Genomic DNA, 22,755 nt, shown 5'->3' with positions numbered 1-22,755 from the left:
GCAGAATTGGTGTTATCCGCGGCCTGCGTTCATGCCGCCGTCGTGTTCCTGACCGAAGAAAGTGCCGCCCAGCTGGCCGCCAGTGCTCGAATTTTCCGCGACTTTCTTGATGCGCTCGGCTTCTTTTTTGATTTCAGCTTCGCGTTTTTCAAAGTCTGTCATCATGTCTCCTTTCAGTTTCATGGACTGAATAAACGCGCGAAGCCGAACTTCGTTCCAAAGAAATCCAGGGTGTGGCCTGTAGATGCCTATAAGTGGTGGTTTCATCTGGTGCACTTAAGGCTTGTTAGCGTGCGCGCGCTCGTGTAGGGACAGCATCGTCCGGCGGCCTCAGTCTCAGCGCGCATTAAAAATTTGCGTGATCCATTTGTAATTGCCGGAGTATTTCAATTGACTTTCCCGACATCTAACGCGATCCGCAATCCGGAGCGCACAGCGAAGCTTTCCTTGCAAAACGGCCGCAGACTGGCCTGGTCCGAGTGGGGGCCGGAGACCGGACAGCCGATCCTGTTCATCTCAGGGGCCGGAACTGCTGGGTCGCTTGGCTGTGGTGCTGACTGTCTCGATGAACTGAACATTCGCCTGATCGCTCCCGACCGGGCGGGCCTTGGCGGCTCTGACCCGGACCCCGGCAAAACCCTGCAAAGTGCGGCTGATGATTTTGCTGAAATGATCGGACATCTCGGCGTTGGTGCAATCCCTGTTGCCGCCGTCTCGCAGGGCGTGCCTTTCGCTCTGGCGCTTGCGGCCGGTGGGCCGGTCAGCCGGCTGGCAGTGGTCTCCGGGCAGGACGAACTGTCCCGGCCGGAGTTCTTCGGTAACCTGCCAGATCAGCTTCAGCAGATGGTGCGGGATGCCAAGCACAAACCCAAGGCATTGATTGCCATGCTCGAAGGCTTTGCCGATCCGGATACCTTTTTAGAGTTCATCATCTCAACCAGCTCTGAGTTGGATCAGGCGGTCTATTCGTCCGAACCGTTTCACTCGGCCTTCAAATCCGCTCTGCAACGTGGGTTTGCGCAAGGGCCGACCGGCTACGCCCTTGATACGGTTGCCGCGATGGGACCATGGACATTCAATTGGGACGCAATCAGCTGTCCCGTGGATCTTTGGTACGGCGGCAAGGATGCAAGCCCGGTTCACTCGCCTGATGGCGGAGCGCTGATGGCATCCCGCCTCAAGCACGCGAACCGGCATTTCTTTGAGGACGAGGGCGGTTCACTGCTCTGGACGCGATCACGGGATATTCTCAAAGCGCTCGTTTCGAAAAAATAGCCAGCCCAGCCGCTGACAAAAACCTAGACCGCGGAGACCGTCACGCTCTGCGGTCGTATCTTTCGGATAATCGGGCTGTTTCGTTGGCAGCCTAGGCTGGAAGATCCAAGGTCTTGGATCAGGCAGACTGTGCGATCTGAGTGCTGTCGGTGCGGGCCAGTGGCAGCGAGAAGCTGACGACCGTCCCCTTCTTGACCTCAGATTCAATGGCCAATTTTCCGCCGTGCAATTCAACCAGGGAGCGGGCAATTGCAAGGCCCAGTCCGGACCCCTGGTGGGTCTTGGTGAACTGGTTCTCTACCTGAACAAACGGCTTGGCCAACCGCTCGATATCGCGCTCCGAGATGCCAATTCCGGTATCGGCCACCTCAAAGCGGACCTTGTCGCCGCGCGGTCGGGCCTTCAGGGTGACGGTTCCATTGTCCGGTGTGAACTTGACTGCATTGGCGAGAAGGTTGAGCAGCACCTGTTTCAGCGCGCGTTTGTCGACATCGACGTGGAGATTGTCGGCAACGTCTGCAGAAATGGCGATGTTCTTTTCCGTAGCGGCGCCCGTGATGATCCGCGCCGCGTCTTCCGCAGCTTCGCTTGCGTTGACCACTTCGGTTTCGATCGACATCCGGCCGGCCTCGATCTTCGACATGTCGAGGATGTCGTTGATCACATTCAACAGGTAGGTGCCGGATGAATAGATGTCCTTGCAGTAATCCGCATACCGGTCTGTACCGAGCGGGCCGAACATCTCCTGAGTCATGATGTCAGAGAAGCCGATGATCGCATTCAGCGGAGTTCGCAGCTCATGTGAGATGTTGGCAAGGAATTCGGACTTCGCCTGGTTGGCGGCTTCCGCGCGCGTCTTTTCTTCCTGATACTTTTCGGCCATTTCGGAAAGTTGGCGGGTCTGAACTTCAAGGATCTTGCGGGAGCGCTGCAAGTCCGTAACCGAAGCTTTCAGGCGTTTTTCTGATTCCGTCAGGCGCTCTTCGTGCTTTTTCAGCGCTGTGATGTCCGTACCCACAGAAACGAAGCCGCCGTCCTTGGTCCGGCGTTCAGAGATTTGCAGCCAGCGACCGTCTTCCAGCTGTGCCTCATAAGATCCTTCTGGCCCGCCCTGACGTTTGCTGAGTTGGATTGGCTGCGGAGAAGCCGGCCCATTTTCGGCTGCGGCGAGAACATCCTTGTAAGGGGTTCCGGGCTTGACGGCGCTTGGCGGCAGATTGTGCAGGGACTGATAGTTGGAGTTGCAAATCACCAACTCGTTGCGGGTGTTCCAAAGGACAAACGCCTCGGAGATTGTCTCGATTGCATCGCGCAGGCGTAAGTCCGCCATCTGGCTCTGCTCTGCAAGCAAATGCTGCTCGGTTATGTCGAGGCAAATGCCGATAAGGTGCGGTTCGGCCCGGCCTGGATCAACCTGGATTTCGCCCCGGGCCCGCAGCCAAATCCAGCTGCCGTCAGCGTGGCGCATGCGGAATGTCTCGTCGACCAGCGTTTCACCGCTCTCCAGGAGGTGTTCGGCAAGTCCGAGAAGGTCGATGTCATCCGGGTGCGTTAGGTCGGAGACTTCCGAAAAGCTCAAAATGTCATCCTTGGGCTCTCGGCCGAGGAGTTCATAAAGGGACGAAGACCAGAACATGCGGCCGCGCGAGAGATCCCAATCGAAGAGACCGCAGCGGCCGTGGGTGAGGGCAGTGTCTATGCGGGCCCGTGTCGCCGCATAATTCTCGTCAGCCTGTTCGGCGCGCGAGGCTTGGCTAAAGAATCCATAGATAATGGCCAGAAGCACCAGCGATACGCCGACATACAAGGTGACATTCGCAGAAAGTGAACCGCGCCAGTCTGCGAACACGACCGACTCCGGCTGCAACACCGCAATCATGCCGAGTTGACCGTCGAGATGGCGCACAGTTGCAAGCACGGGTTCCGGGCCGTCACGGCCGGTCAGGTTCACCGGAATGGACAGAACGCCTGCGCGTTCGCCAAATACTGTCAGAGGTTGCGCCGGACCGAGCAGGTCGGTCAGCGGGCGGCCCTCCAAAGAAGGTTGGAGCGGTGCGGACGCTGCGATGTTGCCGTTCGTGTCTGAGATCAGGAAGATGCGGCCCTTGCTGGTCGCGCCAGTTGGCAAGCTGTCTGCAAGGATGCGCTTCAGTGTCGTCCGGTAGCCCGCCGCCGGAAGGTCTTTCCCAGATGCATTGAGCGGAGCTGCGACAACCGAAGCCATGAGGCTGAGGGTGGTCTCCGCGTCTGTGCGGGCGGCTTCATGTTGCCCGACCAGTTCGCCAGTCCGATACATGGCAAGGAAAACGAGAAACAGGATGGCGAGAGCGGGGATCAGCCGCCGCATCATGCTGTCAGAGCGTTCTAGGTGATTATGGGCGGAAGACACGAAGTTGCGCCAAAGCGCTCTTTGTGCGCCTGCGCTGGTTTTACGTCCTGAATCCTTAGCGCTGCGCCGCCCGGTAGCGGAGCCCGCAAATGCTCTTGACATAGGAAGTGTGCCTCAATTCCGCCGCTCCGAAGCCGAGCTCCGAATCACTTCCATTTGAATCAAATCGTCAGTATTTGTCTAGAGTCGCAGAAGAAGAAAATGGTTAACAAGGCGCGCTTTTACCAGAGCTCTTGTTAACGGTTCCAAATATAGCAACTTACTGCAATGTCCTGTCGACAATGTCCCGGCAGTCTCTCGACAGTTCTTCGCTTGAAGAAACCCTCAAGAGGGCAGATTCAGCAAGGGTTGATCTCCGGCCTTCCAAAGCTCTCCAGGAGCGGAAGCTTGTCAGTAATCGCGAGGCGACCTGCGGATTTCTTTTGTCAATCTCTAGAACTGATTCGGCAATAAGCATGAAACCCTTGCCGTCCGTGCGTGAGAACTGTGTCGGGTTGCCGGTGGCAAAGGAGTGCAGCACGGCGCGGACCCGGTTCGGATTGCTGGGCTCATAAAGCGGATCGGCGATCAAGTCTTGCACCACTTGAAGCGTGTCATCGCGCGGGGCTGTCGCGCGTGCGGCGAACCATTTGTCCATGGCAAGGGCGCTCGTCTTGTGGCGGGTGCGAAATTCTTGAAGGGCTTCTATTGCGCCATCGAAGCCGCGGTGCACGAGTAAGGTCAGCGCCATGATCCGGTCGGTCATGTTGTTGGCGTTTTTAAACCGGTCATTGGCCAGGGCAACAGCATCCGGGTTGCTTGAGTGGGCATGATAGTGCAGGGCCCGATTGGACAGGGCGCGTTTTCCGGCAGAGGCTGCGCTCGGGGAAAAGACGCTGTCTTTTGCGTGATCCCGCGCCAACGGCAACAGAAGGGATTGCAGCTCATCCGCGATTTCCGCAATCAAGCCGGATCGAGCGGTATGTATGGCATCCGGATCAACGTTGTTGCCGATCTCCTGGGCAGTGTCTGTTTCGCTTGGCAGCGTCAGCGCCTGGGCTTTGAGCGCAGGGTCGAGACGGTCATCCTCCAGCACGGTTTGCAAAACCGCGACAAGATCTGCAGCGCTTGCGAAATCCGTGTTGCGGCGGACAGCTTCAGTACGCGCAAGAAGGGTCTGTGTGGCCAACGTCTGGACGGCTTGCCAGCGATTGTAGGGGTCGCTGTCGTGCTTTGCCAGGAACGCCAAGTCGTCAGCCGACTGGTCCTGGGTCAGGCGGACCGGAGCAGAGAAGCCGCGTAACAGGGAGACCTCCGGGGCGTCAGGTACATTCTGGAAGGTGATCCTTTGCGTCGGTTTCTTAAGCAGAATAACGTCGTCAACGATATCCTTTCCATCTGCCGTCGAGACCTCAAGATCCTGACCATTGGGTCCAAGAAGACCAAATTTCAGTGGGATCGCGGCCGGCTTTGCCAATTTTTGTCCCGGCAATGGCGGGATCTCCTGGGAGAGAGTCAGCGTGAAGCTTTTGTTGTCTGGATTGTGGGCGGTTTTGACGGACACGGTCGGTGTGCCGGCCTGTTCGTACCAGAGTGAAAACTGCTCAAGATCAGTGCCCGTAGCATCTTCGAAACACTTCAAGAATGCTTCGATCGTGGTGGCTTCGCCGTCGTGCCGGTCGAAGTACAGGTCCAATCCGGACCGGAAGCCGTCTTCGCCGAGCAGCGTTTGCAGCATCCGGACGACTTCGGCGCCTTTTTCATAGACCGTCGCGGTGTAGAAGTTGTTGATTTCCTGATAGGAACGCGGCCTCACCGGATGGGCCAGCGGGCCGGCATCTTCAGGAAACTGGTGCATCTTCAGGAGTTTTACGTCCGCGATCCGTTTTACCGGACGCGAGCGCATGTCGGCTGAAAACTCCTGGTCCCGGAAAACGGTGAGGCCTTCCTTCAGGCACAGCTGGAACCAGTCCCGGCAGGTGATCCGGTTGCCGGTCCAGTTGTGAAAGTACTCGTGGGCGATCACGGCCTCGATGTTGGCGTAATCCTGATCGGTGGCCGTCTCCGGATCGGCAAGCACGTACTTGTCGTTGAAAATGTTGAGGCCCTTGTTTTCCATCGCGCCCATGTTGAAGTCCGACACGGCAACGATGTTGAAGACGTCAAGATCATATTCTCGGCCGAAAGCCTCTTCATCCCAGCGCATGGATCGTTTGAGCGAATCCATGGCCCAGTCGCAAAGCGCTTCCTTGCCATGTTCAACGAAGATGTTGAGCTCGATCGGGTTGCCGGACGCGGTGATAAAGCTGTCCGTGATCTTGGCAAGATCACCGGCCACCAGAGCAAACAGGTAGGCCGGTTTGGGGTGGGGATCGTGCCAGACGGCAAAATGCCGATCGGTGCCCGCAACCAAGCCAGTCTCAATCAGATTTCCATTCGAAAGCAGGATCGGACACGCATCGCGCGGGGCTTCCAGCCGGACTGTGTAGACACTGAGGACATCCGGGCGGTCCAGAAAATAGGTAATACGGCGGAACCCGTCGGCTTCACATTGGGTGCAGTAGGTGCCGGATGACCTGTAGAGCCCCATCAATTGCGTGTTCGCGTCCGGATTGAGTTCAGTGGTTATGGTCAGTGTGAACGCGTCACCGGTTGGCGGTGTCAGTTCAAGCGCAGATGGTGTTACGTCGTACGCGTTGCTTTGCAGAGCTTCCCCATCAACTGCGATCGACAGCAGTTTGAGGTTGTCGCCATCCAGGATGAGAGGCGTGCCGGGTTTCGTATCCGGTTGGCAGGCAATCTTGAGCTCAGAAATGACCTTGGTGGCCGTGGGATCCAAGAGAACATTGAGGTTTGCGGTTTCAATGCGATAGGCCGGCGGCTGGTAGTCTTCCAGCTTGATGAGTGTCGGCGTTTCAGATGGCATTCATGTCTCCGCGTGCGTCTCTGCCGGATCGGGAAGTTCAATATGCTCCCTTGCAACGTTCGCTTACGTTCGTCAATCGTCCGGCCTTGGCTCGAGACTGGATGATGTGTGGTCTATGTGCTAGTGTTTTAAAATAGTTAAGTAAAATCAATTGTTTCAATGTTGTTCTGAAGTCGATTGCGGTTTGCGGAACAATATGGGATTGCCGACGTGACGATCTCCGTGCCATCGTTTCCGCGGGCTGATCCTTTGCTGGGAGGTGTGCGGTGTCAGACGAAAACACAAACGATTCAGGATCTGACTCAAAGATCGATTACAACACCAAGCACGTCTACTTTTACCTGCCCAAAGTGCCGACAGAGGATGGGGAAGTTGCCGACAACATCGACCTTGGGGCGATGTTACGCCTCGGCGGGTATTGCGATCTGGAGCAGCAAGCTCACAAGCTTCCGGCAGACGAGCTTCATTACTACCCTCAAAAATATATCGATACGCAAGGGGCTGGCAGCGAAAACATCTTCAAGAAATCCGCCGGCAGCAGCACCGAGTCCAGCCACGGCATTCTAATGGCCTGTGACGGGCATTTTCTTTTGAAAGCTGCCGAAAAGATGTTCGTCGAAACCGGGGACCACCATCTGCAGGTCAATGGCGATTATGAGCACGACACCACCGGCAGCGTGAATGTTCAGTCCGGCGATATCATGACCTTGAAGAGCGGTACCAACAAGAAGCTGACGCTCAACGCAGGCGACAAATCCGGCGATATGGAATTGCTCGCCAACAACAAGACAGAAACGGTGCAGGGCGACAACAACAATAATACGTCGGGCAATAAAAGCGACTCTACGAAAGGAAACAACACGATCACCACGTGGGGGCTGACGATGACCTATAGTCTCGACGTGGCTTATTCCGCGTTTGCAGCGGGGCAGATCGTTACGTCCTCCTGGGGGCTCCAGCTTTATCTCGCAACCCTTGTCAAGGTTTATCCGGTTTCCGAAGTTGTACTTGCCGGCATGCGGTTTCAGGCAACTGGTCTTAATATGGCAAGTGTCCAGACCCAGGTCGGCTACAAGGCATTGTCGGTCGAAAGCCGTATCGCTAACCTTCGAAGTGATCTGACGAAACTCGATGGTATCGGAATGAAGATCCAGCAAACCGACCTGGAGGAGTCAGACCACATTCTCAAAGTCCGATCGGAAATCGCCCGGGTGAACAGCGGCGAAGTGGAAGCGAGCACGAAGGGTGTTGTGGTCTTCGTATAATTCAGGTTTCCCCATGAGAACATTTGAGACCGGTGCTTCGCTTGGCTTCATTGGTGCTGCCTGAAGCTCACTCCTGTCGTGTCGAAGTTGGGTTCGAACCTAGTTCGTTCTCAATTTTAGGTGGTCAAGCCAGTTGCGTTCTATCCATGCTGAATGCAGACAATAGCAGTATTTAATCGACCGATTGCTCGCACAACGATGCCTGTGCCATCGTCTCGGTGGGCTGTATCTAAGCTGGGAGGCATGCGGTGTCTGACGGAAACACAAACGATTCAGGATCTGACTCAAAGGTCGATTACAACACCAAGCACGTCTATTTTTACCTGCCGAAAGTACCGACGGAAGATGGTGAGGTCCCGGACAATATCGACCTTGGGGCGATGTTGCGGCTGGGCGGATATTGCGACTTGGAGCAGCAAGCCCAGAATGTCCCTTCAGATCAACAACATTATTATCCGCAAAAACACATCGAATCTCAGGGCGCCGGTAGTGAAAACATCTTCAAAAAATCAGCGGGGAGCAGCGATCAGTCCAGTCATGGCATTCTGATGGCCTGTGACGGGCATTTTCTTTTGAAAGCTGCCGAAAAGATGTTCGTCGAAACCGGGGATCATCATCTTCAAGTCAATGGAGATTATGAGCACGAAACAACCGGCAGCGTGAACGTTCAGTCCGGTGATATCATGAGCCTCAAGAGCGGCACCAACAAGACACTGAAGCTCAATGCAGGCGACAAGACCGGCAACATGGAATTGCTCGCCAACAATAAGACGGAAACGGTGCAAGGAAACCGCACCACAACAACATCTGGAGATAATTCCGACACCACATCCGGTAATGACAGCAAGATCACATGGGGGTTCACAAAGAAGATCAATGGCGGTGTCAACTGGACTGCGTTCATCGAGGGGCAGCTGGTCACGGCTACATGGGGTCTTCAGGTTTATTTGGGAACACTCATAAAGGTCTATCCGGTTTCCGAAGTCGTGCTGGCCGGGATGCGGTTTCAGGCAACCGGTCTTAATGTAGCAAGTGTTCAGACCCAGGTTGGTTATAAGGCATTGTCCGCTGACACCTTCGCGGCAAAGGTCAGTAACGTTCTTACTGGCTTGGTCGATCAGCAGATTCGGATCACTCAGGCGACGTTAACAACGCAGCAGCGAGCAGTGCAGGCCAACGTGGATGAGCTTCAAGCCCGGCAAGTCGAAATGGACGCGAACCTGGTCGGTGTCATCGCATTCCTTTGAGCCTCTCCATCCGACCCAGGGCGCCCGGCCGTTTCCAAGTCTGCCCGTTCAGCTTTGACCTTGCTGGCCAGCCGGTCTATGCAGTGCAAACACTTTGCACAGTCAGGACTTTTTGCATGAGCCGCTTGGACAGTTTTATCCGCCGGATGACCTCTCAGAAGATCATTCTTGAGTACCTTGTCGACAAGGTGAACGAGGTTGAAGGGCCCATTCTGGAACTGGGTCTGGGCAATGGCCGGACATACGATCACTTGCGGGAAATCTATCCGAACAAGGAAATTTTCGTTTTCGATCATGCCTTGACGTGTCATCCGAGCTGCGCACCGGATGCCGAGCACATGATCCAGGGCGACATTCGGGACACACTCGCGTTCTGCGGTCCACGCGTTGGCGGCAAGGCCTCTTTTGCGCATATTGATATCGGATCCGGCGACCCGACCACGGATCTGGCGACCGTTCATTGGCTCGCGCCGATGATTGACGAGCGGATGGCGGTTGGCGGTTACATCCTGACCGGTCTGGAGCTCAAACTTCCCAATTTCGAGTATTTGCCGAACCCAGAGGGGATCAAGGCGGACCGGAACTTCATCTACCGCAAGACTTCCGAAGCTTAATAACAGCGGACATCAAGGACATACCAAATGACTGCGCCGCTTAAAGGCATCAAAGTCGTCGAACTGGCCCGGATTTTGGCGGGGCCGTGGATTGGTCAGACGCTTGCGGATCTCGGCGCCGACGTCATCAAGGTCGAAGCCCCACAGGGCGACGACACGCGTGGCTGGGGCCCGCCGTTCCTGACCACAGAAGACGGTGAGCCGAGCGATGCGGCTTATTTTCATTCCTGCAACCGCGGCAAGCGCTCGATCACGGTCGATTTCCGGACCGAGGAAGGTCAGGAGATTGTCCGCAAACTCGTTGCTGATGCAGACGTCTTGGTCGAGAACTTCAAGGTTGGCGGACTGGCCAAATACGGCCTTGATTATGAGAGCTTGTCAGAGGTCAATCCGAAGCTGATCTATTGTTCTGTCACCGGCTTTGGTCAGGACGGGCCTTACGCCCACCGTGCCGGATATGATTTTATGATCCAGGGTATGGGCGGCATCATGGATCTCACCGGCGATCCGGATGGGTCCCCGCAAAAGATCGGCGTTGCCTTCGCTGACATCTTTACCGGCCTTTACGGTGTGATCGGCGTGTTGGCCGCGCTCCGACGCCGCGATGAGACCGGGGAGGGCGAATGGGTCGACATGGCGCTTTTGGACGCCCAGGTCGGTGTTCTGGCAAACCAGGCGCTCAATTATTTCGTGACTGGCAAAACCCCAAAGCGGCTGGGCAATGCGCACCCCAACATTGTGCCGTATCAGGTCTTTCCTGCCAGTGATGGCCACCTCATCATCGCGGTCGGCAATGACGGGCAATACAAGCGCCTGTGCGGTGTGCTCGGCCGGCCGGAGCTTGCCGACGATCCAAAGTTTGCAACGAATGCCGCCCGGGTTGCATCCAGAACGGAGTTGGTTGTGATCTTGACAGAAGAGACAGCGGCGCGGGCACGGGACGATCTCTTGGCAGCGCTGGAAATGGAAGGGGTTCCGGCTGGTCCGATCAACTCCGTGCAAGATGTCTTTGAAGACAAGCAGATCAATCACCGGGAGATGAAAGTCGATCTACCGGCAACGGATGTGGATGGCGGGTCTGTGACATCAGTCCGGACGCCGATCCGCTTCAAGAATGGATCGCTTGTTCTGGAACGGGCTGCGCCAGCGCTAGGTGAGCACACCGCGGAAATTCTGGCTGAGCTTGGTTTGTCGGACAAAGGCTGATCTGCATGAGTGTGCCGGTGAAGGGCTCTGACTTCCTCAAGATCATCGACGAAGAGCTTTTGTCGGACAATTGGGGCACGGTGACCAAGTATACGCTCGACTATCGGCGCCGGGACGGAACCTGGCAGCGGCAGACTCGTGAGGTCTACGATCGGGGCCATGGCGCGGCGTGCTTGTTGCACAATCCGGAAACAGGCTGTGTTCTTTTAACACGTCAATTCCGCTTGCCCGTTTGGCTCACTGATGGTTCCGCAGCGTTCATCGAGGCACCGGCCGGCCTGCTTGAAGGTGCGCACCCGGAGGAGCGGATGCGTGCGGAGTTGATGGAAGAAACCGGCTTTGAAGTGTCGGAGCTGGAACATCTCTTCGATCTGCAAATGAGCCCCGGGTCCATTACGGAGGTCTTGTCCTATTTCCGGGGCAGCTATCAGGAGCGCCACCGGACAGGCGAGGGAGGTGGTGCTGAAAGTGAAGGAGAGGACATCGAAGTGCTCCATGTTCCACTGGAAGAGGCGCTTCAGATGGTGTCCGATGGCTGTATCCGGGATGCCAAAACGGTGATTCTCTTGCAGGATCTGGCACTGCGTAAACTACGAGCCGCAAAAGACTGAAGCCGTTGGGGAAACAATCGGATGGTATTCTTCGCGGCGGCTGCCTTAATTTGAAGGCAACTGTCAGGCATTACGATCTTAAGGCAAACTCAGGACGGAGCCAGATGGCGCTGAATTTTCGCAAACCCCGGCGTGTCCGGCTGCAGCTGACGACGATCGTCGGGCTCGGCTTCGGTGGGTTTGTGGCATTGGCCATAGGGTTGGTCCTGGCCCTTTCGGTAGTCGCGAATTTCCAGAACACCTTCTCCTTGTTGAACGACAAAACGATCTTGAGCACGCAATCGCTTGAGACACAGGTGCGCACCCATTTCAAGTCGGTTGAAAATGCGGTGATCGGTTTGAAGCCTTTCTTCGAAGACGGCACTTTATCGATCGAGGATCGCAACCGGATCTACGAAGATTTTTCCATTGCACTGCAGACCAACACGGACCTGACCACGCTGGCGATCACTTATTCAGATGGCCGACGTCTCGGTGTCTATCGGGCAAAAAACGGCAAACTGTGGCGGATCAATTCGGACGCGCCGCCGCCCGGCATGAGAGATGAAGTCGTCCCGGTGCTCTCCGCTGACAGCCCACCGACATGGGGCCCGATCATGCGGCATGAAGTGGGGCTCTTTGCCAACGTCTCCGCGCCGTTGGTGCATGATGGTGAAATGTTTGCCGTGCTGACGGCGGCAACCACGATGGAAAACCTGTCGATCATCGTTGCCAGCCAGGATGAGGGCGTCAACAACACCGTCTTCATCCTCGATGGCAACGGAGATGTCCTGATGCACTCCGATGCGGACTGGATTCAGACCGGCGGCAGCATTTCCGAAAACCTGCCGGGGTCATGGGACACAATTGGTGACCCGGTCTTGGCTGCAATGGGCGATGAAACAAAACTCGAAGAGTTTGAGCGCGCTTCAGAGCTCGGGATCGACGTTTCAATCATTGAAGCGGCCGAAGATGAGTATTTGATGATGCGCCGGATAGTCCCTGGCTTCAGTGATCAGCCTCTGACGGTTGGGCAATATTATCTTGGCGCGACGGTTTCGCGGGAGGTGAGGCGATTGGCAGGATCCGGCTTTGTCGGACTGGGCGCTTTGGTCATCTCCGTCCTCATCGCGATCTGGATGGGACGCCGGGTCTCCAGACCGCTGCGCAACCTTGCGCGTCAATCCGAGCGGGTCGCGACCCTGTCGCTTCAAGACGTTGAGCCACTGCCGCGCAGCCGGGTCGTGGAGATGGATCAGGTTGCCTCTGCCTTCAATGCGATGGTGGAAGGCCTCAAGGCCATGAACACCTATGTGCCGCGGTCTTTGTTCATCAAGCTCATGCGTCTCGGCGGGCAAAAGGCAGCCGAGGCCCGCAAGGCGGAGCTGACGATCCTCTTTACCGACATCGTGGGTTTCACGGCGCTTTCTGAAAATATGAGCGCTGAACAGGCTGCGGCGCTTCTCAATCAGCATTTTGCGATTTTGGTCGATGCGGTGGAGAGCGAGGGTGGCACGGTCGACAAGTTTATGGGTGACGGGATGCTGGCATTCTTCGGCGCGCCGGATGACCAGCCGGATCACGCAGAAGCAGCCGTCCGGACAGCCCGGCGCATTGCAGCCGCCCAAATGCAGGCAAACGAAACGGCCAAAGCCGAAGGTGGTGTGACGCTGAGGATGCGGATCGGGATCCACACGGGACCGGTGCTGGTTGGCAATGTTGGCGCTCTGGACCGGTGGAACTACACGGTGGTCGGCGACACCGTGAACGCGGCGGAACGGCTGCAGCATTTGGGCAGGGAAGTGGCCGGTGAGCCGGAGATAACAATTCTGGCAAGCGCAGAAACCGTATGCCGGTTGCCGAATGAACACAGCCAGACAGAGGTCGGCGAACATTACCTGCGTGGCCGGTCCGGGCGGATGGAAGTCTACTGGCTTGCGCCAAGGGCGACCGACGTGTTGCCCGCAAATGAAGCATCGAAAGCGCCGGTTTCCGCAGCGGAGTAACCGCCTTCAATTCGTAACGTGTGTGTAAGTTGCGCGTATGATAGGCATTATCAGGTTGACGTGATCTAGATCACAGCACCGCTTCCGGATTATTGCGTTGCTAATACAGCGTAAATTTGGTTGTCTTTGTTTCGCAACACAGGCTGGGTAAGCATCAGTGCGATAACCTTGGCCCGGGAGGAATTTGACGGTGAATGTTCTCTCCATCGAGGGATTGACGGTAGAGTTTAATACTGCCGAGGGACGGACCAAGGCGGTCAACGATGTTTCCTTCGTGGTCCCGGAGAACAAGACAGTTGCACTTGTCGGGGAATCGGGTTCTGGGAAGACGGTTATCTCCCAGACAATTATGGGCCTTTTGCCGTCGATCGCTTCGGTGACATCGGGAAAAGTGATCCTGTCCGATCCGACAGGCGCAGAACCGCCGGTCGACATTGCCTCGCTGGACCGCAAGGGGCCGCAGATGCGCCATCTGCGCGGCAACCGTGTTGCGATTATCTTTCAGGAGCCGATGACCTCTCTGTCGCCGTTGCATACGATTGGCGATCAGATCGGCGAGGCCGCAAAACTCCACCGCGACGTGTCCGCACCGGAAGCGCGCGAACTGACCCAGGAAATGTTGCGTCTGGTTCAGTTTCCAGATCCCGCAAGGGCCCTGGACACATACCCGTTCGAGTTGTCCGGTGGTCTGCGTCAGCGTGCCATGATTTCCATGGCGATGATCTGCAATCCGGCACTTCTAATTGCCGATGAGCCCACCACTGCATTGGACGTGACGATCCAGGCGGAAATTCTCAAGCTTATCAAGGATGTGCAGTCCGAACTTCGAATGTCGGTTTTGATGATCACCCACGACTTCGGGGTGGTGGCCAATATGGCCGATGAAATTGCCGTGATTTATCATGGTCGGATTATGGAAAAAGGCACAGCCGAGCAGCTGTTTGGCAACCCTCAGCACGACTACTTGAAGGCGCTGCTGAACGCTGTGCCCGGATTCCATATGGACAAGTCCGAACGATTGGTCCCCATCAGGCCGATTGAAGTGAAGTCGGAAGACCTGACCCGAAACCGCCCAAAATGCGATGTCCTGCCGGGCGAGACCTTGATGGAAATGCGCGGTGTCACCAAGGAATTCACCCTGCGCAAGGGGTCGCTGTTCAGCGGCAAGCCAAAGACGCTCAAGGCGCTGGATAACATCAACCTGACCATCAAACGCGGCGAATGCCTGGGGCTCGTGGGCGAGTCCGGTTCGGGCAAGACCACGGCCGCAAAGGCGATCCTGCGTGCCCTTCATCTGGAACGTGGCGAAGTCGTTTATAACCGTGGCAAGGGCCTGGAAAACATAGCTGATCTCACCGGCGATGATCTGATGGACTACCGGCGGCGGGTTCAGCTGATATTCCAGGATCCGTTCTCGTCGCTCAACCCGCGCATGACCATCAACGATATTCTGGCGGAGCCGTTTGAAGTCCATGGGATCGGTACAGCGGAAGAGCGCTCTGAGCGTGTCCGCAGCCTGATAAGCCTCGTCGGTCTTGATCCGCGGTTTCTGCGGCGCTATCCGCATTCGTTTTCCGGTGGTCAGCGCCAGCGGATAGGTATTGCCCGAGCGCTTGCGCTCAATCCGGAGTTCATCCTGTGCGATGAGCCGACATCGGCCCTGGATGTGTCAGTGCAGGCGCAGATCCTGAACCTCCTTCAGGATCTGAAGCGCGATCTCAATCTGACATACCTGTTTGTCAGCCATAACCTTGCGGTCGTTGACTATATTGCCGACCGGATCGCTGTGATGTGCCGTGGACGGCTGGTGGAGCTTGGAGAAACGCGCGAAGTCGTGTCCAATCCGCTTCACCCTTACACAAAAGCCTTGTTGTCTGCGGTGCCCGAACCGGATTTATCGACGCCGCTTGATTTCTCGGCACTGGATGCCAATCGCGCATCCGAACCGCACCTGTGGCCGGAGCCATTCCGCGTCACCAATGAAGATGTTCCATCGTTATTTGAGATGGAACCAGAGCATTTTGTCTGTGCACCCGGTCTTAAGAATGCCGGAGCACTTGAGGGGACTGCAGCATGAAACTGAAACGCATTCTTGGTGGAGGTGTCTTCCTTGCCGCTTTTGCGCTGGCCGGGCCATCGTCCGCGCTGGATCTTGAAGAAACTCCTGGCCTGGATCCGAAGCTTCCGCCTGTGGCGGAACGGGTGCCATCAGAGCCGCTGATCGTGGATCTGGAAGCCAAGGGCCGGACGGTTGGCGAACATGGTGGCAAGCTGAACACACTGATTGGCCGGTCCAAAGACGTTCGCCTCATCAATGTGTGGGGCTATGCGCGTCTCATGGGTTATACCGAAGACTTGGAGCTGGTGCCGGACCTTCTGGAAAGCGTTGATGTGGAAGAGGGACGCATCTTTACACTGAATACGCGGGAGGGGCACAAATGGTCTGATGGCCACCCATTCGGTGCGGAAGATATCCGGTATTATTTTGAAGATGTTGTCAGCAATCCCGAGCTGACACCATCAGGCCTGCCGCCGTTCCTGCTGGCCGACGGAAAAGGACCAAAGTTCGAAGTTCTTGACGAAACAACTGTCCGGTTCACCTGGGATGCGCCGAACCCGCTGTTTCTGACAGAGCTGGCCAAGGCGCGCCCGCCGTTTATCTACCGGCCTGCGCATTATCTGAAACAGTTCCATGAAAAATACGGCGATCCGGAGACCATCGCGGCGGAAGCTGAGAAGGTAAAGGCCCGCAGCTGGGCACCGCTGCACAACAAGAAGGACGACATGTACAGCGCGCGCAACGTCGACCTTCCCAGCCTTCAGCCCTGGGTGCGCAGGGACGACAGCAGCGACCTTCGGTTCATTCTGGTGCGGAATCCATTTTACCACCGGGTCGACTCGACAGGACAGCAGTTGCCGTACATTGATGAAATCATCATGACGGTTGCCGACGGAAAGCTCATTCCGGCCAAGACACAGGCTGGGGAGACCAATCTTCAGGCACGGAACCTCAACTTCTCAGACATTACGGTGCTGAAAAAGGGCGAGAAGCTGAACGACTACATCACAGCGCTCTGGTCCAATGCCAAAGGCTCGGAGATGTCGATCCTGCCGAACCTCACGGTCAAGGATCCGGTTTGGCGGGAATTGATGCGCGACACCCGGTTCCGCCGCGCTCTATCGCTCGGTATTGATCGGGTTTTGTTGAATCGGGTTCTGTTCTTCGGGCTTGGAACGCCGGGCAATGACACGGTCTTGAGCCAGAGTCCGCTGCATCAGCCGGAGTTCACCACCAAGTGGGCGGAACATGATGTCGATCAAGCCAACGCCCTTCTTGATGAAATCGGTTTGACCGAGCGCAACAAGAATGGCATCCGGCTGATGAGCGATGGCCGTCCGCTTGAGATCATCGTGGAGACATCCGGCGAAGACGAAACACAGTTGGATGCGCTCGAGTTAATCGCGGAAAACTGGGCCGAGATTGGCGTCAAACTGTTCGCCAAGCCGAGCCAGCGTGACAACCTACGGGAACGCGCGATTACCGGCGAACTCGTGATGTCGGTCTGGTGGGGCATGGAGAACGGCATCCCGACCGCGGACATGAGCCCGAATGACCTGGCTCCGGTTCAGTCGGAGAGCCTGACCTGGCATGCCTGGGGCGATCACTACGAAACCAAGGGCGTGGGCGGCGAACCAATGGATTGGGCACCGGCGCAACGCCTGATGGAGCTCTATCAGTCTTGGCTGGTGTCGAAAACGAGCGAAGAGCGCGAAAAGATCTGGCAGGAAATGCTGCAGATCCATGCTGACGAAACCATTCGCATCGGCTTGGTGTCGGGAGTACGCCAGCCGGTCGTGATCAAGGGCGTTAAGAACGTACCCCTCGAAGGCATCTACGGGTGGGATCCGGGCGCACACTACGGCATTCATCGGATGGATGAATTCTATATGGACGAATAAGGTTTGCTGAAAGATGCCGGGCCGGTTCGATGGAACCGGCCCGGTCTAGAACAGCGCAAGAACAGAGCGCTGTTCTGATAGTTGGAGGCGGCAAGAGAGCCAGCGGAGTTGTCAAAGCACCGTTGTCAACGAACCGCCTCAATAACCGGCAGTTTGGCTTTCTGCTGGGTTGGCATTTGGGTCTTAAGCGTCGCCCGGCTCCCGGAACTTTTCGGAGCCATGAAGCGGAAGATCCGAGGCTGAGGGGAAATTAGGTGCTGTATTACATTCTGCGCCGGATCTTGATGATGATCCCGACTTTGTTCGTGATCAGCTTTCTGGTGTTCTTCATCATCGAGTTGCCGACGGGCGATTACATTTCGAACCAGATCGCCGCGCTGAAAACGTCCGGCGAGCAATCGTCTATTGCGAAACTTGAATTCCTGCGCAAGGAATTTTCCCTCGATCGCCCATTCTTCGAGCGGTACCTGATCTGGGTGGGACTTTGGCCAGGTCCACATGGGCTGGATGGCTTGCTGCAGGGCAACTGGGGCTGGTCGTTTGAGTTCGACAAGCCGGTGGCGGAAGTGGTTGGACCGACTTTGCCGCTGACAATTGTCCTGAATTTCGCGACCATTCTGTTCGTGTACGTGATGTCTTTTCCGATCGGCATTTACTCGGCAACGCGGCAGTATTCCTGGGGTGATTACGGTTTCACCTTTATCGGATATGTGGGCCTGGCGACGCCCAACTTTCTGCTCGCGCTGATCCTGCTTTACTTCTTCAATCAGTGGTTTGGCTTGTCTGTCGGCGGGTTGATGGCACCGGAGTACATCGACCAGCCTTGGAGTTTCGACAAGGCGATGTCAGTCCTGGCACACCTTATCGTCCCGACCATCGTGATCGGGACGTCGGGGACGGCCGGTATGATCCGGCGCCTGAGGGCCAATCTGCTCGATGAATTGCACAAGCAATATGTAACAACAGGCCGGGCAAAGGGCCTGAAAGAAGGCCAGCTCCTGATCAAATATCCGCTGCGGATGGCCATCAATCCGTTCATCGCGGACATCGGCAATCTTATTCCGTCGCTTGTATCGGGATCTGTGATCGTGTCGGTCGTGATGAGCTTGCCGACCGTCGGCCCGGTCCTTCTGTCCGCGCTGCAGTCTCAGGATCAGTTCCTAGCCGGATTTGTCTTGCTGTTCGTGGCTGTCCTGACCCTGATCGGCATGTTGATTTCCGACCTGCTGCTGGCCGTGCTCGACCCAAGAATTCGTCTCGGTGGGAGGGCCTCGTCATGAGCGACGACCTCAAGAACAAGACACCGGTGCGCGACGTTGAGCATTATGTGGATCCGGAGCCGTTCAATCCGGCTGTGGTCGAAGAGCTCAGTCCGGAACAGGAGCGGTTCTACCAAGCCTCCCAGTGGCAAATCATGTGGTGGAAGTTCAAACGCCACAAACTGGCTGTTTGGTCCGGCGTTGTCCTTTTGATTTTCTACCTCTGCGTCCCTTTTGCCGAGATCATTGCGCCCTATGCACCGGACACGCGGGACAGCTATCATCTCTATGCCCCGCCGCAGCCATTGCATCTGTTCCATGAGGGGCAGTTTGTCGGGCCGTTTGTTTATGGACTGAAATCTGAAATCAATATGGAAACGCTCCAGTGGGAGTATTCTCCTGATCTGGAAAAAGTGCAGCCACTCCGCTTCTTCTGTTCAGGGGACGACTACGAATTTTGGGGTTTGTTCCCGGCAACGTTCCATCTGTTTTGCCCAGCTGACGGCGGCACGGCATTTCTCCTCGGGACCGATCGGTTGGGCCGGGATCAGTTCTCAGGACTGGTGTATGGTGCGCGTCTGTCGCTGACGATCGGCTTGGTTGGCGTTACCATCTCTATTGTGCTTGGCCTGTTCTTTGGCGGTATTGCCGGCTACTTTGGCGGCATCGCGGACACGCTCATCCAGCGGCTGATCGAAATCATGCGGTCGCTTCCCGAGTTGCCGCTTTGGATGGCATTGTCTGCGGCCTTGCCCGTGACCTGGAGCCCTGTATGGGTCTATTTCGGCCTCACGATTATCCTTGGACTGCTCGATTGGCCCGGGCTCGCGCGCGCCGTCCGGTCCAAGCTTCTGTCTCTCCGCGAAGAAGAATACGCCAAGGCTGCGGTGATGATGGGAGCCAAGCCAAAGCGGGTCATCACGCGTCACCTCTTGCCCGGCTTCACCAGCCACATCATTGCCTCGGCCAGCTTGTCGATCCCGGCAATGATCCTTGGCGAGACGGCTCTCTCGTTCCTCAACCTCGGACTTCGAAGGCCGGCCATCTCCTGGGGCGTTCTACTGAACGAGGCGCAAAACATTTCTGTCGTAACCGTCTATCCCTGGCTGATGGCACCGGTGATCCCGATCATCATTGTGGTTTTGGCCTTCAATTTCCTCGGTGATGGTTTGCGCGACGCGGCTGATCCCTATAAGTGATCACGAGATAAATTATTATGCGGCGGGCCTAAAGGGTCCGCCCCGTCTATTGGAGCAATCATGTCGAATAATGCGAGCACCGCCGAAGGCTGGGATGAGGAATACGTCGCCGGGCGCTGGGCCTTTTTGCGGTCACTTCCCGAAAGCGGCCGGTACGGCATTATCGGCATGTGGCTCAACCTGACCAACTCGATTGAAGAGGTGCTGGACATCGGTTGCGGGGAAGGGCTGCTCTATGAACGGCTCCAGCCGATGGGCGTCAAGCGGTACGTCGGCATGGATCTGTCTCCGGCGTCGCTTAAGATTGCCAATGTCGATCCGGAAATCGCGTCCTTGCGCGCTGGCGACATGCACACTTTTGAACCGGAAGCAAATGAACGGTTCTCAGCCATTGTCTTCAATGAAGTCCTTCACTTTGCCGAAGATCCGGCGGCCGTTGTTGAGCGCTACCTGCCGTACCTCAAGGACGACGGCGTGATCGCGCTGTCGATGTACTCTCCGAACAAACCGAACTCCGGTGCCAACAAGCTCATTGCGAAGCTGTGGGATGCCACGGATGATGCGAGTAAATGGGACGTGCTTGACGATTATCGGCTGACGTCGGACAAAAAGGGCAGTGTGACCTGGCGTATGCGGTTGGTGAAACCGGTCGCCTGATCCGGATCCCATATGTTGAGAAACGAGAGCCGCTCTTGGAGACAGGGACGGCTTTTTTGCTATCCGGAGATCCGGATCTGCACCTCGTTGCGCCGGAAGGGCGGTGGGGTCAACGGATCGTTGAAAAACGCAAAGGTTGGCGGCCCCAGGGCCGTGAGCCCTTCTTCTTGCAAGAACGCTTCAAGTCTTGCCTGATGCTCTTTCAGATTTTGCGGAGACCATCGCCCGGAAAACCGGATCGTCGCAACCGTCGCATCCGAGATCGGGACTATGGAAACCCTAGAATCCTCTGGCTTCGGCGCAGTTTCTGGTGAAAAATCGGACGGCAGATAGAACGCGACCGTCCAGCTTTCCGCATTCGTTGGGCTTTGGATGACGGGTGCTGTCATCGAGATCTTGTCGGCCGCGCCGTTGTTTCCCGAGATGTAGCGAAACAGGATCCGGAATGCGTCTCGGGCCGCTTCGTCCCGGTCACCCAGGACAGTGACCTCTGCAGCGGCCGCTGATTTGTACTGCCGGATTTCAATTGGACCGTGGGACGCAACCAGTGTGAATTGCGGCTGCTCCAAAAACCTCGACATGTTGGACCAGAGCAGTGTTCCGATACCACCGAGTAGAAGGAGTGTGCCAAGCGTGATTGCAAAATACTTCAACATGGGATGTCTACGAGCTACGCGCCGAAAAGGACCACTTATTGATGGGTGCCGACCCGGCAATCCGCTCTGAACGAGTAGAAACGATCCTATTCTCAGTCCGGAGGTGACCATCCGGCCTGTTTGAGATAGCCGGCCACTCGGTCCGGGTGGGCTTGGTCCCGCATGATACGCGCAATGACCTCGTCGATCGGAATGGGCCAGGTGTCCATCAAGATTTTGGCATGTCTTTGCGCCGTCTCGGTGTGGCCCAGGGCTTGGTGTGCGGCAATCTTGAAGGCCAGCATGCCAGAGCTGACGGGCTCCCCTTGTTCGGCTGCAATCTGAAGTGCCTGAAGGGTCTCTGCGTAGTTGCCAAGAAAGAAGTTGGCGACTGCATAGACATTCCGATTCGCGGTGCGGTGGAGTTTCTCTTGAGCCTCAATGAGGGGCCGAGACAGGTCCAGCGCCAGCTGGAAGTCACCATTTGCCAGGGCCACCGTGCCATAAATCTCAAGAATATGAAGATCCGCTGGCGCCATAGCGTTTGCCCGCGCGGACAGCCGGCTTGCTTCTGCATAGTCCCCATTCGCCATGGCGGCCCAAGAGGCGGCAGACTGCGACCAGGGATCGGTCGGATCCAACGCCACGGCCTTCTCCGCATAGGACCGCGCTTGGGATTTGAGCGTTTCCTTCTGATCGCCGGCCGGGCTCAGCAAAGCAAGTGTCCCGGTGGTCTGGGCCGCGCCCGCATAGCCCCCCGTATAGTCCGGGTCGAGGCGGATAGCTTCTTTGAAAAAACCTAGCGACAGCCGCTGCCGCTCAACGTCGAAGATCGGAAAAATGAGAGCGCGCGCCTGCTCCGCCATATTGACGGCTTGCAGCGCAGCCGGAGACTTCTCCAGGATGGCTTGCCTCTCAACCAACCTGTCCGAAGACGCGCTGATCTCGCTCGAATGAGTGTGAAACCCATAAATGAAAAACGTTGCGCCAAAGGCCGTTAGCATAATAAGCGCTGCTCCTGCCACCCAGTATGGCAGTGCGCGGTGGTGCTGCGGTTGATCGGAGAGGAGAGGGCCGGGAGCGGGTGAAGGGGCGTCGGTTTCGACAAGCGCTGCATCGGATACTGTTTCGAACCGCGGCATGTATCCGCCACTGTCAATATGGATGCGCACCTTCGCATTCCGCCCTTCATCCTCATAATATTCGGCAAGCCGTCGGCGGAGCCGGCGTGCGTCGACCCTTACGACATTTTCAGGGTCCCCGTCGGTCTCGGCACGCCGCCCATAAACATCTTGAGCGATGGTTTTCCCCCGGATGCCATCGCCGCGTCCGTGAACGGTTTCAAGGACGACATATTCCAGGAAACTCTTGAGACGATCCGCGTTCCAAAAGGTGGCGCTCGCTAGGATCTCCGACAAAGCTGACAGAACCTGCGCCGAGTCACCGTGAAATTCACTGGATTCAATTGTGGGGTCGGTCTTTGCCATTATAGCGATATGTTTGCATCAAACGGCGTTGAATAACAATAGAAAATGACGTTGCGGCAGT

At 56.6% G+C, this 22,755-nt stretch carries 17 protein-coding genes; 12 read left to right on the top strand and 5 right to left on the bottom strand.

Annotated elements, in window-relative coordinates; translation table 11 throughout:
* Window positions 1-12 precede the first annotated feature (12 nt).
* Window positions 13-267, bottom strand: coding sequence for a hypothetical protein (locus tag AC0J4F_RS21140; RefSeq protein WP_133950943.1), 255 nt, complete (start codon window positions 265-267; stop codon window positions 13-15).
* A gap of 123 nt (window positions 268-390) precedes the next feature.
* Here AC0J4F_RS21140 and AC0J4F_RS21135 point away from each other — a divergent pair, with 123 nt between their 5' ends.
* On the top strand, window positions 391-1,275 hold the full coding sequence (locus AC0J4F_RS21135; protein WP_473024595.1) for an alpha/beta fold hydrolase: 885 nt from the start codon (window positions 391-393) through the stop codon (window positions 1,273-1,275).
* A 118-nt stretch (window positions 1,276-1,393) separates the two neighbouring features.
* Here the strand turns inward: AC0J4F_RS21135 and AC0J4F_RS21130 are convergent, their stop codons facing one another.
* On the bottom strand, window positions 1,394-3,766 hold the full coding sequence (locus AC0J4F_RS21130) for a PAS domain-containing sensor histidine kinase (RefSeq protein WP_473024594.1): 2,373 nt from the start codon (window positions 3,764-3,766) through the stop codon (window positions 1,394-1,396).
* A gap of 157 nt (window positions 3,767-3,923) precedes the next feature.
* Window positions 3,924-6,569 (bottom strand): aminopeptidase N, encoded by a 2,646-nt coding sequence (gene pepN, locus AC0J4F_RS21125; RefSeq protein WP_473024593.1) that lies wholly within the window; start codon window positions 6,567-6,569, stop codon window positions 3,924-3,926.
* A 266-nt stretch (window positions 6,570-6,835) separates the two neighbouring features.
* Here pepN and AC0J4F_RS21120 point away from each other — a divergent pair, with 266 nt between their 5' ends.
* The 11 genes from AC0J4F_RS21120 (at window position 6,836) to AC0J4F_RS21070 (ending at window position 20,572) form a co-directional block, all read left to right on the top strand.
* A complete protein-coding gene (locus AC0J4F_RS21120; protein ID WP_133950935.1) occupies window positions 6,836-7,834 on the top strand; it encodes a hypothetical protein in 999 nt (332 codons plus the stop codon).
* Between the two features lie 248 nt (window positions 7,835-8,082).
* Window positions 8,083-9,081 carry a hypothetical protein gene (locus AC0J4F_RS21115; protein WP_473024592.1) on the top strand — a complete coding sequence of 333 codons (999 nt, stop codon included), beginning with the start codon at window positions 8,083-8,085 and terminating at the stop codon, window positions 9,079-9,081.
* A gap of 116 nt (window positions 9,082-9,197) precedes the next feature.
* Window positions 9,198-9,695 carry a class I SAM-dependent methyltransferase gene (locus AC0J4F_RS21110; protein WP_133950929.1) on the top strand — a complete coding sequence of 166 codons (498 nt, stop codon included), beginning with the start codon at window positions 9,198-9,200 and terminating at the stop codon, window positions 9,693-9,695.
* A gap of 27 nt (window positions 9,696-9,722) precedes the next feature.
* Window positions 9,723-10,901, top strand: a complete 1,179-nt coding sequence (locus AC0J4F_RS21105) for a CaiB/BaiF CoA transferase family protein (RefSeq protein WP_473024590.1) — start codon at window positions 9,723-9,725, stop codon at window positions 10,899-10,901.
* Between the two features lie 5 nt (window positions 10,902-10,906).
* A complete protein-coding gene (locus AC0J4F_RS21100; protein ID WP_473024589.1) occupies window positions 10,907-11,512 on the top strand; it encodes an NUDIX domain-containing protein in 606 nt (201 codons plus the stop codon).
* 104 nt (window positions 11,513-11,616) lie between these two features.
* Window positions 11,617-13,497, top strand: a complete 1,881-nt coding sequence (locus AC0J4F_RS21095) for an adenylate/guanylate cyclase domain-containing protein (protein ID WP_473024588.1) — start codon at window positions 11,617-11,619, stop codon at window positions 13,495-13,497.
* A 190-nt stretch (window positions 13,498-13,687) separates the two neighbouring features.
* Window positions 13,688-15,574, top strand: a complete 1,887-nt coding sequence (locus AC0J4F_RS21090; protein ID WP_209177379.1) for an ABC transporter ATP-binding protein — start codon at window positions 13,688-13,690, stop codon at window positions 15,572-15,574.
* Complete coding sequence (locus AC0J4F_RS21085) at window positions 15,571-17,457, top strand: ABC transporter substrate-binding protein (protein ID WP_473024587.1); 1,887 nt, start codon at window positions 15,571-15,573, stop codon at window positions 17,455-17,457. The genes AC0J4F_RS21090 and AC0J4F_RS21085 overlap by 4 nt, the downstream gene beginning before the upstream one ends.
* A gap of 254 nt (window positions 17,458-17,711) precedes the next feature.
* On the top strand, window positions 17,712-18,737 hold the full coding sequence (locus tag AC0J4F_RS21080) for an ABC transporter permease (RefSeq protein WP_209173272.1): 1,026 nt from the start codon (window positions 17,712-17,714) through the stop codon (window positions 18,735-18,737).
* The gene (locus tag AC0J4F_RS21075; protein WP_473024586.1) at window positions 18,734-19,915 is read left to right on the top strand and encodes an ABC transporter permease; all 1,182 of its coding nucleotides are present in this window, start codon (window positions 18,734-18,736) and stop codon (window positions 19,913-19,915) included. Before AC0J4F_RS21080 ends, AC0J4F_RS21075 begins: the two co-directional genes overlap by 4 nt.
* Before the next feature lie 60 nt (window positions 19,916-19,975).
* Entirely contained in the window at window positions 19,976-20,572 is a 597-nt protein-coding gene (locus AC0J4F_RS21070; protein WP_133950913.1) for a class I SAM-dependent methyltransferase, read from the top strand.
* A gap of 59 nt (window positions 20,573-20,631) precedes the next feature.
* Here the strand turns inward: AC0J4F_RS21070 and AC0J4F_RS21065 are convergent, their stop codons facing one another.
* Together AC0J4F_RS21065 and AC0J4F_RS21060 are read right to left on the bottom strand one after the other, a co-directional pair.
* Complete coding sequence (locus AC0J4F_RS21065; protein ID WP_447234478.1) at window positions 20,632-21,228, bottom strand: SOUL family heme-binding protein; 597 nt, start codon at window positions 21,226-21,228, stop codon at window positions 20,632-20,634.
* Between the two features lie 92 nt (window positions 21,229-21,320).
* On the bottom strand, window positions 21,321-22,694 hold the full coding sequence (locus AC0J4F_RS21060) for a hypothetical protein (protein ID WP_133950910.1): 1,374 nt from the start codon (window positions 22,692-22,694) through the stop codon (window positions 21,321-21,323).
* Window positions 22,695-22,755 lie beyond the last annotated feature (61 nt).

Source organism: Roseibium sp. R5, from assembly GCF_055755305.1.
The sequence above is the reverse complement of the archived record's forward strand: the minus strand, read 5'-3'. Positions and strand labels throughout refer to the sequence as shown.

Coding starts and splice junctions, on each gene's coding strand:
- pepN (WP_473024593.1), bottom strand. CDS start 6,569: ATGCCATCTGAAACGCCGACACTCATCAAGCTGGAAGACTACCAGCCG.
- AC0J4F_RS21110 (WP_133950929.1), top strand. CDS start 9,198: ATGAGCCGCTTGGACAGTTTTATCCGCCGGATGACCTCTCAGAAGATC.
- AC0J4F_RS21065 (WP_447234478.1), bottom strand. CDS start 21,228: ATGTTGAAGTATTTTGCAATCACGCTTGGCACACTCCTTCTACTCGGT.
- AC0J4F_RS21060 (WP_133950910.1), bottom strand. CDS start 22,694: ATGGCAAAGACCGACCCCACAATTGAATCCAGTGAATTTCACGGTGAC.
- AC0J4F_RS21140 (WP_133950943.1), bottom strand. CDS start 267: ATGAAACCACCACTTATAGGCATCTACAGGCCACACCCTGGATTTCTT.
- AC0J4F_RS21100 (WP_473024589.1), top strand. CDS start 10,907: ATGAGTGTGCCGGTGAAGGGCTCTGACTTCCTCAAGATCATCGACGAA.
- AC0J4F_RS21095 (WP_473024588.1), top strand. CDS start 11,617: ATGGCGCTGAATTTTCGCAAACCCCGGCGTGTCCGGCTGCAGCTGACG.
- AC0J4F_RS21075 (WP_473024586.1), top strand. CDS start 18,734: ATGAGCGACGACCTCAAGAACAAGACACCGGTGCGCGACGTTGAGCAT.
- AC0J4F_RS21105 (WP_473024590.1), top strand. CDS start 9,723: ATGACTGCGCCGCTTAAAGGCATCAAAGTCGTCGAACTGGCCCGGATT.
- AC0J4F_RS21070 (WP_133950913.1), top strand. CDS start 19,976: ATGTCGAATAATGCGAGCACCGCCGAAGGCTGGGATGAGGAATACGTC.
- AC0J4F_RS21085 (WP_473024587.1), top strand. CDS start 15,571: ATGAAACTGAAACGCATTCTTGGTGGAGGTGTCTTCCTTGCCGCTTTT.
- AC0J4F_RS21130 (WP_473024594.1), bottom strand. CDS start 3,766: ATGTCAAGAGCATTTGCGGGCTCCGCTACCGGGCGGCGCAGCGCTAAG.